14 protein-coding genes are annotated in these 12608 nt (G+C 57.2%); 5 read left to right on the top strand and 9 right to left on the bottom strand.

What is annotated here, in order from left to right:
- Window positions 1-121 precede the first annotated feature (121 nt).
- A complete protein-coding gene (locus CCX46_RS07390) occupies window positions 122-985 on the bottom strand; it encodes a DMT family transporter (protein ID WP_127926228.1) in 864 nt (287 codons plus the stop codon).
- Between the two features lie 450 nt (window positions 986-1435).
- On the opposite strand from CCX46_RS07390, the gene CCX46_RS07385 reads away from it, so the two are divergent.
- Together CCX46_RS07385 and CCX46_RS07380 are read left to right on the top strand one after the other, a co-directional pair.
- The gene (locus CCX46_RS07385) at window positions 1436-1963 is read left to right on the top strand and encodes a hypothetical protein (protein ID WP_127926227.1); all 528 of its coding nucleotides are present in this window, start codon (window positions 1436-1438) and stop codon (window positions 1961-1963) included.
- Window positions 1960-2160 carry a hypothetical protein gene (locus CCX46_RS07380; protein ID WP_127926226.1) on the top strand — a complete coding sequence of 67 codons (201 nt, stop codon included), beginning with the start codon at window positions 1960-1962 and terminating at the stop codon, window positions 2158-2160. The genes CCX46_RS07385 and CCX46_RS07380 overlap by 4 nt, the downstream gene beginning before the upstream one ends.
- 59 nt (window positions 2161-2219) lie before the next feature.
- On the opposite strand, the gene CCX46_RS07375 is transcribed toward CCX46_RS07380, so the two are convergent.
- Both CCX46_RS07375 and cysK read right to left on the bottom strand, forming a co-directional pair.
- Window positions 2220-3158 (bottom strand): aspartyl/asparaginyl beta-hydroxylase domain-containing protein, encoded by a 939-nt coding sequence (locus tag CCX46_RS07375; RefSeq protein ID WP_127926225.1) that lies wholly within the window; start codon window positions 3156-3158, stop codon window positions 2220-2222.
- 184 nt (window positions 3159-3342) lie between these two features.
- Window positions 3343-4317, bottom strand: coding sequence for a cysteine synthase A (gene cysK / locus CCX46_RS07370; RefSeq protein ID WP_127926224.1), 975 nt, complete (start codon window positions 4315-4317; stop codon window positions 3343-3345).
- A 128-nt stretch (window positions 4318-4445) separates the two neighbouring features.
- Between cysK and CCX46_RS07365 the strand changes: the two genes are divergently transcribed.
- Window positions 4446-5522, top strand: coding sequence for a DUF748 domain-containing protein (locus CCX46_RS07365; RefSeq protein ID WP_127926223.1), 1077 nt, complete (start codon window positions 4446-4448; stop codon window positions 5520-5522).
- On the opposite strand, the gene CCX46_RS07360 is transcribed toward CCX46_RS07365, so the two are convergent.
- Complete coding sequence (locus tag CCX46_RS07360) at window positions 5482-5778, bottom strand: DUF2442 domain-containing protein (RefSeq protein WP_238704383.1); 297 nt, start codon at window positions 5776-5778, stop codon at window positions 5482-5484. The two genes, CCX46_RS07365 and CCX46_RS07360, sit on opposite strands and share 41 nt — an antisense overlap.
- Window positions 5779-6067: 289 nt before the next feature.
- Here CCX46_RS07360 and CCX46_RS07355 point away from each other — a divergent pair, with 289 nt between their 5' ends.
- Window positions 6068-6913, top strand: a complete 846-nt coding sequence (locus tag CCX46_RS07355; protein ID WP_127926221.1) for an AAA family ATPase — start codon at window positions 6068-6070, stop codon at window positions 6911-6913.
- A 12-nt stretch (window positions 6914-6925) separates the two neighbouring features.
- The gene (locus CCX46_RS07350; RefSeq protein ID WP_064388394.1) at window positions 6926-8104 is read left to right on the top strand and encodes a vWA domain-containing protein; all 1179 of its coding nucleotides are present in this window, start codon (window positions 6926-6928) and stop codon (window positions 8102-8104) included.
- Window positions 8105-8145: 41 nt separating this feature from the next.
- Here CCX46_RS07350 and CCX46_RS07345 read toward each other — a convergent pair whose 3' ends face one another.
- The 5 genes from CCX46_RS07345 to CCX46_RS07325 all read right to left on the bottom strand — a co-directional run bounded on the left by CCX46_RS07345 (window position 8146) and on the right by CCX46_RS07325 (window position 12523).
- Window positions 8146-8688: a hypothetical protein gene (locus CCX46_RS07345; protein WP_127926220.1), complete on the bottom strand. Its 543-nt coding sequence runs from the start codon at window positions 8686-8688 to the stop codon at window positions 8146-8148.
- A gap of 118 nt (window positions 8689-8806) precedes the next feature.
- Window positions 8807-9724: a 5-oxoprolinase subunit C family protein gene (locus CCX46_RS07340; protein ID WP_127926219.1), complete on the bottom strand. Its 918-nt coding sequence runs from the start codon at window positions 9722-9724 to the stop codon at window positions 8807-8809.
- Window positions 9721-10425 (bottom strand): 5-oxoprolinase subunit B family protein, encoded by a 705-nt coding sequence (locus CCX46_RS07335; RefSeq protein ID WP_127926218.1) that lies wholly within the window; start codon window positions 10423-10425, stop codon window positions 9721-9723. Before CCX46_RS07335 ends, CCX46_RS07340 begins: the two co-directional genes overlap by 4 nt.
- Complete coding sequence (locus CCX46_RS07330) at window positions 10422-11174, bottom strand: 5-oxoprolinase subunit PxpA (RefSeq protein WP_127926217.1); 753 nt, start codon at window positions 11172-11174, stop codon at window positions 10422-10424. Before CCX46_RS07330 ends, CCX46_RS07335 begins: the two co-directional genes overlap by 4 nt.
- 62 nt (window positions 11175-11236) lie before the next feature.
- Complete coding sequence (locus CCX46_RS07325) at window positions 11237-12523, bottom strand: MFS transporter (protein WP_127926216.1); 1287 nt, start codon at window positions 12521-12523, stop codon at window positions 11237-11239.
- Window positions 12524-12608 lie beyond the last annotated feature (85 nt).

Raw genomic sequence — 12608 nt, 5'->3', positions numbered from 1 at the left:
ATTAGTGCTGTTGCCAAAAAGGCTATCGCGAGCAGGCTCACTCCTACAATTGGAATGCGTTCCCCTGTAGGAGTGAGCCTGCTCGCGATCGGCGGCCTAAAAGCCGCCACCTGATGATCTGTTACCCCCTTTCACGAAACACAAATGCCAGACCGACCACAATCAACAACATCCCCAGCACACTCAACGCTGCCAGGCGATTGTCGAAAATCAGATAGTCCATCACCGCCGTCACCGCCGGCACCAGATAGAACAGACTGGTGACATTCACCAGATTGCCCCGCGCGATCAGCCGATACAGCAACAACGTCGCCAGCACCGACACCACCAGCCCCATCCACAATACCGGCACGATAAAACCTGTGCTGTGTTCAAAATGGAACGGCTGAAACGGCACGAAGATCCCGCACAACAACAGCCCGGCCAGATACTGCACCGGCAGCGTGCCGAGAGGATTGTCGGTGATGCGTTTCTGCATGATCGAGCCCAGCGTCATGCTCGCCAGCGCCAGCAACCCGAACAGCATCCCCGCCCAGGACATCCCGGCCAGACCGATGCCCTGGTAAACCACCATGATCAGGCCCGCCAGCCCCAGCGCCAGACCGAACATCCGGCTGGCCGAGCGTTGCCGTTCCATCAAGACCACGGTGAGAATCGGCTGCACACCCATGATGGTCGCCATCACCCCCGGGGTGACTTTAGTGTTGAGCGCCAGCAGATAGAAAATCTGATAAGCCCCCAACAACACCACGCCGGTGGCGATCGCATAAAGCATTGGTTTGCCGCCCTTGGGCAACTTCAGTTTGAGCAGCGGCGCCAACAGCAGAAGCCCACACAGGGCGATCACAAAGCGAATCAACAGAAAGGCAAACGGCGAAGCGTGGGCCAGGCCCCATTTGGAGAAGATCGCCCCGCTGCTCCACAGCAGAACGAACAGGCTCGTGGACGCAGCCGCGAGCGCGGATTTTTTCGAAAGGACAAACATGAATACCACCTGTAGTCAGGCAAGAAGCCAACTCAGCCGAAGCTGAAATTCAGTAGGTTTTTCTGGCGGGCGGCAGGACTCAGCAGACAGTGCTGATCAGCCCGAAACGCCAACGCCCGGCGGTGATACGACTGCGCACACCGGCGTGCTACTGACAGGAGGGGGGTAATGACTGATCTGCTTGGGCTGCTGATTCCCGCACGGCACCACGACAGCGTTGACCGCTGAATCGACTACCGCGTTGATGAGGGATGCAGGCATTGGGGCAGATCTTTTTGAGAGTGTGGAAGGTGAGGCATACGACTCACGAGCGCCGACTATAACCAGCGTGGGACATGGATTGCAATGATTTGGACAAAGGGCCAGTAGCGACGGATCCATGAGAGCTGAATAGGCTGTTGAGCAACGGCTACACCTATCGATGGGGAGACATGGAATGCTCGAAATCATATGCCAAGGGAACGGAGTTATCTGCGCTATCAGTTGTATCGGTCAGAGGCGAGAAAGGCGGCTAGTATCACCACCAAGAAAATGCTTTTTCATGAGGGAGCAGACTTTTCGAAAGTACGCTTCGAAGCCATCGATGCTCAGGCAATGAGTGCTTTTGAGCTTTGGGATAACCCGCATTTTTCCTGGGGAGATGTCGCCACCTGGAAGACCCGAGAACCCTTGTCTCTGGATGTCGCGATCTGGTTTGAACAAGAGCTCTGCGGGCTGTGTTTTGTCATTCCAAACAATAGCCGTCAGCGAATTCGAATCGTGCGGCTAGAGGGAAGGCCAGGGGAAGCGCATCCACTTAAAAACCGTATCGCGGCGTTGGCGATGCTGGCCATTGACGAATTTGCCCAAATTATTGGCAGCAGATTGATTGAAGTTCAGGAGCCCATGCAAGGAGCCATTCCGAAATATAGACAGCTCGGCTTCACATTTGATTTGGATGGCCGGCTTGTGCTCGCAGTGGAGGGTAAAGTATTGTGAAAACTGTTCAATTAATGATCAGCGAGGGCAAAAAAATGCGTAAGGTTGTTAAACGAGCCCCCTCGAAAAAGGGATCACGCAAAGCCGATGAAAAGCTGGGGGATTTAGTGTTATCCACCAACCAGCAACGATTTCTGCAGGTTCTTGTCGATGGCATTGACGTAGATGAACCCAACGTTCTCGCTGGGCGGCGCTGAATCGCAGGCAATAAAAAACCGCTCTCAAGGAGCGGTTTTTTATTGCCTGCGATTCAGCCTCAACCAAACAGCCAATACCCCAACAACGTCAAAACCACCACCGCCAGCACCGGCCGCATCACGCGGTAAGCCTTCGGATGACGGCGTTTCCACTGTTTGACCACGCCACTGAACTTGTCACTGAAGCTCTTGCTCCAGGCGTAGGCCTGATTGATCCCGCCAACGCGTTCATCGTCGAGGTTCTGCGGTGCGGTGGCACGGCCGAGCCAGGCGCTGATCGAGCGGTTGATGCGAGTCATCAGACGGTTGCTCAGCGGACGCTCGACGTCGCAGAACAGGATCACGCGGGTTTTGTCGGTTTCATTCTTGACCCAGTGCACGTAGGTCTCGTCGAACATCACGTCTTCGCCGTCACGCCAGGCGTACACCTGACCATCAACAAAGATCCGGCAATCGTCGGAGTTCGGCGTCGACAGGCCGAGGTGATAACGCAGTGAACCGGCAAACGGATCACGATGCGGGTTCAGGTGACTGCCACCCGGCAGCAACGCAAACATCGCGCCTTTGACGTTGGGAATTGCACTGACCAGCGCCACGGTTTTCGGACACAGGGTTTCGGCCGATGGCAGCGGTTTGTCGTACCACTTGAGGTAGAAACGCTTCCAGCCCTTCTTGAAGAACGAACCGAAACCGGCGTCGTTGTTCTTTTCCGCCGCGCGAATGTAGCCTTCATCGAACAGGTGCATGGCTTCGTCGCGAATGGTTTCCCAGTTATCGCGCAGCACGTCCAGCTCCGGGAATTTGCTGCGATCCAGATACGGTTTCGACGGCACGCCGGAGAACAGGTACATCAAGGCGTTGTACGGAGCGAACAGCGCCGAGTGGTTGACGAACTGACGCAGAACCGGCAAACGCGCCTTGCCGCGCAAATGCACATAGAGTGTGCTGCCCAAAAAGAGCAGCAGCACAAACGCCTTGGCGGCAAACGAAAAGGTCATCAACAACTCCTTGAATAAAGACAACGCTGCGCAATGCCTTTTACCCGGCATGGCAGCCGGCCATGATAAACACTACCGGCTTCGGGAAAAACCCGCCTGACACAAGATTCAGTGTTAAGAATTGCACAACAAAGCATTTATTAGCATAACGATCCTGAACCCTGGCTGACCTGAATCAACTGGATTACTGCTGAGTCTCCTGCTCAGTGAACAGATCGCTGAACAACATGCTCGACAGATAACGTTCGCCCGAATCAGGCAAAATCACGACGATGGTCTTGCCTTGCATCTCTGGCGTCTCCGCCAGACGCACCGCTACCGCCATCGCTGCACCGCAGGAAATACCGCACAAAATCCCCTCTTCCTGCATCAACCGCAGCGCCATGGCCTTGGACTCGTCGTCGGTGACCTGCTCGACCCGGTCAACCATCGACAGATCAAGGTTCTTCGGCACAAAACCGGCACCGATCCCCTGAATCTTGTGCGGGCTCGGTTTGATCTCTTCACCGGCCAGCGCCTGAGTAATCACGGGCGAGGACATTGGCTCCACTGCTACCGACAGAATCGGTTTGCCTTGGGTATTCTTGATATACCGCGAAACGCCGGTGATGGTTCCGCCGGTGCCGACGCCGGCGACCAGTACATCGACAGCGCCGTCGGTATCGTTCCAGATTTCCGGGCCAGTGGTCTTTTCGTGAATCGCCGGGTTGGCCGGGTTATCGAACTGCGCCGGCATGAAGTATTTGTCAGCATCGCTGGCGACGATCTCGGCGGCTTTCTCGATAGCGCCTTTCATGCCCTTTGCCGGCTCGGTGAGCACCAGTTCGGCCCCCAATGCTTTGAGGACCTTACGACGCTCGATACTCATCGAGGCCGGCATGGTCAGCATCAATTTATAACCACGGGCAGCGGCAACAAATGCCAGGCCAATGCCCGTGTTACCCGACGTCGGCTCGACAATGGTCATGCCCGGTTTGAGTTTGCCGCTGCTTTCGGCGTCCCAGATCATGTTGGCGCCGATCCGGCACTTGACCGAATAACCGGGGTTGCGCCCCTCGATCTTGGCCAGAATGGTCACACCGCGCGGCGCGATGCGGTTGATCTGCACCAGCGGCGTATTACCGATGGAATGGGCGTTGTCAGCAAAAATACGGCTCATGGCTGGGTCCTTATGCAGCATTGAATTCAGCGTTCCAAGGTAAGCCTGTTGCCCATCGCAGTCCAGTCGGGTCGAACGTCTGGGGCCGCCAACAGTCAATCGCTTTGAATCGTTCGGGAATGACTGCCATGAAACGTCGCTACAGCTGGCCATTGTGGATTTTCGCGGGAATCGTTGTGCTGCTGCTCGCGCTGCACATCGCCCTGCCCTACATGGTGCGCGATTACCTGAACGACAAACTCGCGAACATGGGCGATTACCGGGGCCAGATCACTGATGTCGATCTGGCCCTATGGCGTGGCGCCTACAAGATCAATGGGCTGAAGATCGTCAAGGTCGACGGCAAGGTGCCGGTGCCTTTCGTCAATGCACCGCTGATCGATCTGGCAGTCAGTTGGCATTCTCTGTGGTACGACCATGCTGTGGTGGCGCAGGTGAAATTCGTCAAACCTGAGGTTAACTTCGTCGATGGCGGCGCCAACAAACAGAACTCGCAGACCGGTCAAGGCACCGACTGGCGCGAGCAACTGGGCAAATTGCTGCCGATCACCCTCGATGAAGTGCAGATCAGCGATGGCCGCATCAATTTCCGCAACTTCAATTCAAAACCGCCAGTGAACATGAACGCGACCAATGTCGACGCAAGCATCTACAACCTGACCAACGTGGTCGACAAACAGGGCAAACGCGACGCCCGCTTTGAAGGCAAAGCCCTCCTGCTGGGGCATGCACCGCTGGAAACCACCGCAACGTTCGACCCTCTGAGCAACTTCGAGGACTTCGAATTCCGCCTGCGCGCCAAAGACATCGAACTCAAGCGCATGAACGACTTCGCCTCGGCCTACGGCAAGTTCGACTTCAACGCCGGCCACGGTGACGTGGTGATCGAAGCCCAAGCCAAAAAGGCCCAGGTCAACGGTTACATCAAGCCGCTGCTGCGCGACGTCGAAGTGTTCAACTGGCAGCAGGACGTGGAAAACAAGAACAAGAGCATCTTCCGCTCGGTCTGGGAGGCATTGGTGGGCGGCACGGAAACCGTGCTGAAGAACCAGGCGAAAAACCAGTTCGCCACCAAGGTCGAACTCAGCGGCAACGTGCATCAGCAAAATATCAGCGCGTTCGAAGCGTTTTTGCAGATTTTGCGCAATGGTTTCGTACAGGCATTCAATGCCCGGTATGAGCGGCCGAAGCCGGATGCGGGTTAGGGCTCATTTCTGGAAAAGCATCCAGATATAGAGTATCGGCGCCAATCTGAATATCCGGGGCCGGCCATTCAACGGTCCAACCTTTATCGCCCAAGATGGCAGTCGCAAAGACTTGGGGATCAAGCAAGGGCTGCAACTGCTTACACGTTTGAATATCTCGACTCAAATCGAGTGTCAGCACTCGACCATCAACAAAGTCCAGTGCAAGCCGGCAATCAGAGAGTGTAGTAACAGCCGCCAAGCGTGGTCGTTTCATGGATAGCATCAATTCAGCGCCTCCAGGCACATGGGGGACTGCTTCGCAGCCCAGCGGGAGCAAGCTCCCTCGCCACAGATTCAGTGGACATCCTGAAGGCTATCGTCAAATCAACGAGGCCTGAATACTGGCCATCGGCCGAGACTGAGTCAACATGTGACGCCCCATTCAGAGACTGAATAAGCCGTCTGCGTTCACAGTCGACCGGGCTGCGCGTTATAGTCGGGCATCCGATTATTTCGCCCCCGCCCTGCCCGTCAGGTCGGCGTTACCGTTCGAGGATTAGCAGATGAAGTTCGAAGGCACCCAGGCCTACGTCGCCACCGATGACCTGAAGCTGGCGGTCAACGCCGCCATCACCCTGGAGCGGCCGCTGCTGGTCAAGGGCGAGCCGGGCACCGGCAAGACCATGCTCGCCGAGCAACTGGCCGAATCGTTCGGCGCCAAGTTGATCACCTGGCACATCAAATCCACCACCAAGGCCCATCAGGGTCTGTACGAATACGATGCGGTCAGCCGTCTGCGCGACTCGCAACTGGGCAATGAAAAAGTCCACGACGTGCGCAACTACTTGAAGAAAGGCAAGCTCTGGGAGGCTTTCGAGTCTGAAGAGCGGGTCATTCTGCTGATCGACGAGATCGACAAGGCTGACATCGAGTTCCCCAACGACTTGCTGCAAGAACTCGACAAGATGGAGTTCTACGTTTACGAGATCGACGAGACCATCAAGGCGAAAAAACGCCCGATCATCATCATTACTTCGAACAACGAAAAAGAGCTGCCGGACGCTTTCCTGCGCCGTTGCTTCTTCCACTACATCGCCTTCCCGGATCGCCCGACCCTGCAAAGAATCGTCGACGTGCACTACCCGGACATCAAGAAAGATCTGGTCAGCGAAGCGCTGGACGTGTTCTTCGATGTGCGCAAGGTGCCGGGCCTGAAGAAGAAGCCGTCGACCTCGGAACTGGTTGACTGGCTGAAACTGCTGATGGCCGACAACATCGGCGAAGCGGTGCTGCGCGAGCGCGATCCGACCAAAGCCATTCCGCCGCTGGCCGGCGCGTTGGTGAAGAACGAACAGGACGTGCAACTGCTTGAGCGCCTGGCGTTCATGAGCCGTCGCGGCACCCGCTAAGAGGCTGATGCCATGTTGCTCAACCTGTTCAATGAAATGCGAGCAGCCAAGGTGCCGGTGTCGGTGCGCGAGCTGCTCGACCTGATCAACGCGCTGAAACAGCGCGTGACCTTCGCCGACATGGACGAGTTTTACTACTTGTCGCGGGCGATTCTGGTCAAGGACGAACGCCATTTCGACAAGTTCGACCGTGCGTTCGGCGCCTACTTCAATGGCCTGGAAAAACTCGATGATCACTTGCAGGCGCTGATTCCCGAAGACTGGCTGCGCAAGGAGTTCGAGCGCTCGCTGACGGATGAGGAACGTGCGCAGATCCAGTCCCTCGGTGGCCTGGACAAGCTGATTGAAGAGTTCAAGAAGCGTCTGGAAGAACAGAAGGAACGCCATGCCGGCGGCAACAAGTGGATCGGCACCGGCGGCACCAGCCCGTTCGGTTCCGGCGGCTTCAACCCGGAAGGCATTCGGGTCGGCGATGCCGGCAAGCGTCAGGGTAAAGCGGTAAAAGTCTGGGATCAGCGCGAGTACAAGAACCTCGATGACTCGGTGGAACTGGGCACGCGCAATATCAAAGTCGCCCTGCGCCGACTGCGCAAATTCGCCCGCCAAGGCGCGGCAGAAGAGCTGGACATCGACGGCACCATCGACCACACCGCCAAGGACGCCGGTCTGCTGAACATCCAGATGCGCCCCGAGCGCCGCAACACGGTGAAGCTGTTGTTGCTGTTCGACATCGGCGGTTCGATGGACGCGCACGTGAAGATCTGCGAAGAACTGTTCTCGGCCTGCAAGACCGAGTTCAAACATCTGGAGTACTTCTACTTCCACAACTTCGTTTACGAATCGGTGTGGAAGAACAATATGCGCCGCACGTCGGAGCGCACTTCGACTCAGGATCTGCTGCACAAGTACGGCGCCGACTACAAAGTGATCTTCATCGGTGACGCCGCCATGGCACCTTATGAAATCACTCAGGCCGGCGGCAGTGTCGAGCACTGGAACGAAGAGCCGGGTTACGTGTGGATGCAGCGCTTTATGGAGAAGTACAAGAAGCTCATCTGGATCAACCCGTACCCGAAAGACACATGGGGCTATACCTCATCGACCAATATTGTGCGGGATCTGATCGAGGATCAGATGTATCCGTTGACGTTGCGCGGGCTTGAGGAAGGGATGCGGTTTTTGTCCAAATGACAGCCGGATTGTTCCCACGCGGTGCGTGGGAACAATCAAATTTACCAGCCCAATTGAATGTAGGACTTGCAAAGCCTGTCCATGAAGCTCCTGTCTTCTGTTTCGCAAATGGGCGGAGGTTGCACACCTCGCCTTTTTGCCAACAAATCAGTTTTTATTCTCTCCTGAGCTTCCAGCTTTCGCCGGCTTTTTCTTTCCAGGTCGGTTTCCGGGCGGTGCAACACTTCATGTTTCAGTTTGCCGTCTTCTGCAAAAAAGCGAAACGTGACACCTGTAGCAGTGCCCTCTGCAGTGTGTCCCTCGGCAATCAGCACCATGGATTTACCGTTTGGATTTCCACTGTGATGCCGGTCAAAACTGCGCTTGATATCGAGATTTGCCTTGGATATGAACGGCTCGATCAAACTCGCGAGCCCTTCGAATCCGATCTTGTCAGTGCTCGTTTTTTGCAGGTTGCCGAAACGATCCATCTTCGCTTGGTAAACGGCATCGTTTACGCCGGACTCATAGAACTCGACGATACGGCTTTCGACACTGGCTGTCCCTTCAACGCTAACTTGACCACTTACTTTCATATAACGCATCTGCAACTTCCTTGTAAAAGATGAAGACCGATAGTTCCACACTCCATCGCCAAGTGATGTAGGGCGACTTACCAAACCTCGCGGAATCGTCTCGGTCTTCAGTCCGAATGACGGACAATTACAAGTAGGACTTCAGATAGTTGAGATGAGTTTGCCATGCACGCTCTTGCATGACTGGCGTGAACCGCACCCTGTCACCCGGGAGACATTGCGCCAGCCTCGCCAGCGCCAAGGGTGTCAGCGCCCCCAAGCGTGGATAACCACCAATGGTCTGACGATCATTGAGCAACACGATCGGTTGCCCGTCCGGCGGCACCTGCACCGCCCCGAGTGGAATGCCTTCGGAAATCATCGGTTGCCCCTGATAGTGCAAGGCGCTGCCCAACAAGCGAATGCCCATGCGATCTGCGCGACTGTCCACAGCCCAGGTCGTGTTGAACACATCAAACAGGCTCTGCCCGCTGAACTGGCCGATCTGTGCGCCGAGTACCAGATCCAGCGGTGCATTCGCTTTCAAATCAGGCCGTAACGCCAAAGGCACTTCGCGAAGCAACACCGCTTCACCGCGATAACTCAGCGCCGCCCCTTTGGCCAGCGGCAACCCCATGCCATCAAGACCACCGAGTTCCTCACGCAGCACCGTCGCACGGCTGCCCAACACCTTCGGTGCATCAAAACCGCCGGGCGCTGCCAGATAAGCCCGGGCACCGAGCAACGGTTGCGTGAACAGCAACTTCTGTCCTTTACCCAACTTGAAACTGCGCCACGGCGCCAGCGGTTGACCATCAATCTGCGTCCCAAGATCAGCTCCGGCCAGCGCCAGCAAACAATCCTCTGCAGCGACGACGGCAAACCCGCCGAGGGTGATTTCGATCACCGTTGCATCGAGGTTATTGCCGAGCAACCAGTTGGCCCAGCTCATCGAACACCAATCCGCCGCACCGCCCTGGGTGACGCCCAGGTGTCGCACGCCAAACCGTCCCGCGTCCTGCAACAGGCACAACGGGGTACTGGCTTCAATCGTCAGTCGGCTCATGCCCGCGCCTCCAGTGGCGTGTCATCGCCACCCAGATTGATGAATTCAGCGTGACTGACCGCTTCGAATCGCACCGTGTCGCCGGGTTGCATCAGGCTGTAGCCATCACGATGACGGTCGAACAATTTCGCTGGCGTGCGACCGATCAGGTTCCAGCCACCGGGGGACACCACCGGGTAGGCCGCCGTTTGCCGTTCGGCAATCCCGACGCTGCCGGCAGCGACTTTTTTGCGTGGGGTATTCAAGCGCGGTGCAGCGAGAATCTCTTCGACCAGCCCCATAAAGGCGAAACCCGGCGCGAAACCAAGGGCAAATACCTGATATTCGCGGCCGCCGTGACGACGAATCACCTCCTCCAGCGCCAAGCCACTGCGCTCGGCGAGCAAGCTCAGTTCCGGCCCGACGCTCAAGTCATACCAGACCGGCAGCACATGGCACTGGCCAGCCTTTCGCGCATTGGGCGACAAATCAATCAGCGCCTCGGCGATCAATTCCCGCGCCTGACTCGGACTCAGTGCAGTCAAATCGTAATGCACCATCAGTGTCGTATAGGAAGGCACCAGATCGATCAATTGCTCGCCGAATAACGCACGCAAACGCTCACTGGCGGCGAGCATCCACGGCATGTTGGCTTCGGCGATTTCATCGAACAGACGCAGCATCAGGCAATCCAGTGCCACCACTTCAATCCTTGGGTTCATGGCGCGCTCTGCTGATTCAAGGCCTCGCGAATGCGTTGCACAGCGGCGACCGAACTGGCGTTGTCGCCATGCACGCAAAGGGTGTTGGCATGCAGACGCAACGCGCTGCCGTCGCTGGCGCTGAGGTTGTCGCCACGGGCGATGGTGAGGGCTTGCTCAATGATGGTTTCGGCATCGTGATGCACCGCGCCCGGCCGTTGTCGTGAAACCAGTTTGCCGGCGCTGTCGTAGGCGCGATCGGCGAAGGCTTCAAACCAAAGGGTGACGCCATATTCATCGCCAATCTGCTGCGCGGCGGAGTTGTCGCGGGTGGCCATGAGCATCAGCGGCAGGCCGCGGTCGTAAGCGGCCACCGCCTGAATCACGGCACGCAATTGCGCCGGGTTGGCCATCATGTCGTTGTACATCGCGCCGTGGGGTTTGACGTAACTGACACGGCCGCCCTGGGCTTTGCAGATGCCATCAAGGGCGCCGATCTGATAATGCAGGATGTCTTGCAGTTCTTGCGCCGAATACGCCATGGAGCGGCGGCCAAAACCGACCAGATCCTGATAGGCCGGGTGTGCGCCGATCTGCACGCCGTGGCTCAATGCCAGGCTGACGGTCTTGCGCATGATGCTCGGGTCACCGGCGTGGAAACCACAAGCCACGTTGGCACAATCAATGAAGGGCATGACCTCGGCGTCCAGACCCATGGTCCAGCTGCCGAAGCTCTCGCCAATGTCGCAATTCAATAGCAGGCGGCTCACGGTGAACACTCCTGTAGGTGCTTGTCTTTTTATCTGTAGGACTGTGCTGCGCAGGTTATCAGTTACTGCGCATCGAGTTGCTTGCCGCGGGTTTCCGGCAGGCTCAACGCCGCAATAATCACCACGCCGTAGGACACCGCCGCAAACGCACCAATGCCGACGCTCAACGGTACTTTCTGGCTGAGCAAACCGATCAGCAGCGGAAACAATGCCGCCAGCGCCCGACCGATGTTGTAGCAAAAGCCCTGCCCCGAACCGCGAATCCGCGTGGGGAACAGCTCAGTGAGAAACGCGCCCATGCCGCTGAAAATCCCCGAGGCGAAGAAACCCAACGGGAAGCCCAGCCACAGCATCACGCCGTTGCTCACCGGCAACTGCGTATAGAGCAGAACGATGGTGAACGAGCCGACCGCGAAGAGGATGAAGTTCTTTTTCCGACCCAGCAGGTCAGTCAGGTAAGCGCTGATCACATAGCCGACATAGGAACCGACAATCACCATCGCCAGATAACCGCCCGTGCCGAGTACGCTCAAACCGCGCTCGTTTTTGAGGAAGGTCGGCAGCCAGGAAGTAATCGCGTAGTAGCCGCCCAGAGCACCCGTGGTCAGCAGTGATGCGCGGATTGTGGTGAACAGCATGCCGGGGGCGAAGATCTCGTAGAACTTCGACTGAGTCTCCGGCGTTTGTTGAGCTTTGGCCTCGCGGTAGATCTCCGGATCTTTTACCAGGCGACGGACGAAAATCACGAAAATCGCCGGCACGATGCCAAGGATGAACAGCGCGCGCCAAGCGTCTTCCGGCGGCAACACCGAGAACAGCAGCGCGTACAAAATCGCCGTCAGCCCCCAGCCCAGCGCCCATCCCGATTGCACCATGCCCACTGCTTTGCCGCGATCCTTGGCGCGGATTACTTCGCCAATCAGCACCGCACCGGCGGTCCATTCACCGCCGAAACCGAAGCCCATCAAGGTCCGGGCGATCAGCAGTTGTTCGTAGTTCTGCGCGAAGCCGCAGAGGAAGGTGAAGAAGGCGAACCACAGCACCGTCAATTGCAGGGTGCGCACGCGACCGATGCGGTCAGAGAGAATCCCGGCGACCCAGCCGCCGATGGCCGAGGCGATCAAGGTGCTGGTGTGAATCAGCCCCGCTTCGCCGGTGGTAATGCCCCACATTGCAATCAATGTCGGCACGACGAAGCTGAGCATCTGCGTGTCCATGCCGTCCAGACCGTAGCCGATCTTGCAGCTCCAGAACGTGCGGCGCTCCTGCTGGTTGATGTTGCGATACCAGTCGAACGGCCCCGGACGCGCCGTTGCCGTGGATGCTTGTAGGGTGTCGGGCGCACTCATGGCTTATCTCCGCAGGTTTTTTATTGGTCTTGTTCGTAGCCCCGACGACGCCTATCGTGGGAACCGGATGCGTCGATTTTTCGTC

It is taken from the genome of Pseudomonas sp. RU47, assembly GCF_004011755.1.
Lineage (GTDB): Bacteria > Pseudomonadota > Gammaproteobacteria > Pseudomonadales > Pseudomonadaceae > Aquipseudomonas.
This window is presented reverse-complemented; position numbering and strand designations above follow the sequence as displayed.

Excerpts from the sequence above, each read along its gene's own strand:
- CCX46_RS07365 (WP_127926223.1), top strand. The coding sequence starts at position 4,446 with ATGAAACGTCGCTACAGCTGGCCATTGTGGATTTTCGCGGGAATCGTT.
- CCX46_RS07325 (WP_127926216.1), bottom strand. The coding sequence starts at position 12,523 with ATGAGTGCGCCCGACACCCTACAAGCATCCACGGCAACGGCGCGTCCG.
- CCX46_RS07375 (WP_127926225.1), bottom strand. The coding sequence starts at position 3,158 with ATGACCTTTTCGTTTGCCGCCAAGGCGTTTGTGCTGCTGCTCTTTTTG.
- CCX46_RS07360 (WP_238704383.1), bottom strand. The coding sequence starts at position 5,778 with ATGAAACGACCACGCTTGGCGGCTGTTACTACACTCTCTGATTGCCGG.
- CCX46_RS07335 (WP_127926218.1), bottom strand. The coding sequence starts at position 10,425 with ATGAACCCAAGGATTGAAGTGGTGGCACTGGATTGCCTGATGCTGCGT.
- CCX46_RS07340 (WP_127926219.1), bottom strand. The coding sequence starts at position 9,724 with ATGAGCCGACTGACGATTGAAGCCAGTACCCCGTTGTGCCTGTTGCAG.
- cysK (WP_127926224.1), bottom strand. The coding sequence starts at position 4,317 with ATGAGCCGTATTTTTGCTGACAACGCCCATTCCATCGGTAATACGCCG.
- CCX46_RS07385 (WP_127926227.1), top strand. The coding sequence starts at position 1,436 with ATGCCAAGGGAACGGAGTTATCTGCGCTATCAGTTGTATCGGTCAGAG.
- CCX46_RS07345 (WP_127926220.1), bottom strand. The coding sequence starts at position 8,688 with ATGCGTTATATGAAAGTAAGTGGTCAAGTTAGCGTTGAAGGGACAGCC.
- CCX46_RS07355 (WP_127926221.1), top strand. The coding sequence starts at position 6,068 with ATGAAGTTCGAAGGCACCCAGGCCTACGTCGCCACCGATGACCTGAAG.
- CCX46_RS07350 (WP_064388394.1), top strand. The coding sequence starts at position 6,926 with ATGTTGCTCAACCTGTTCAATGAAATGCGAGCAGCCAAGGTGCCGGTG.
- CCX46_RS07390 (WP_127926228.1), bottom strand. The coding sequence starts at position 985 with ATGTTTGTCCTTTCGAAAAAATCCGCGCTCGCGGCTGCGTCCACGAGC.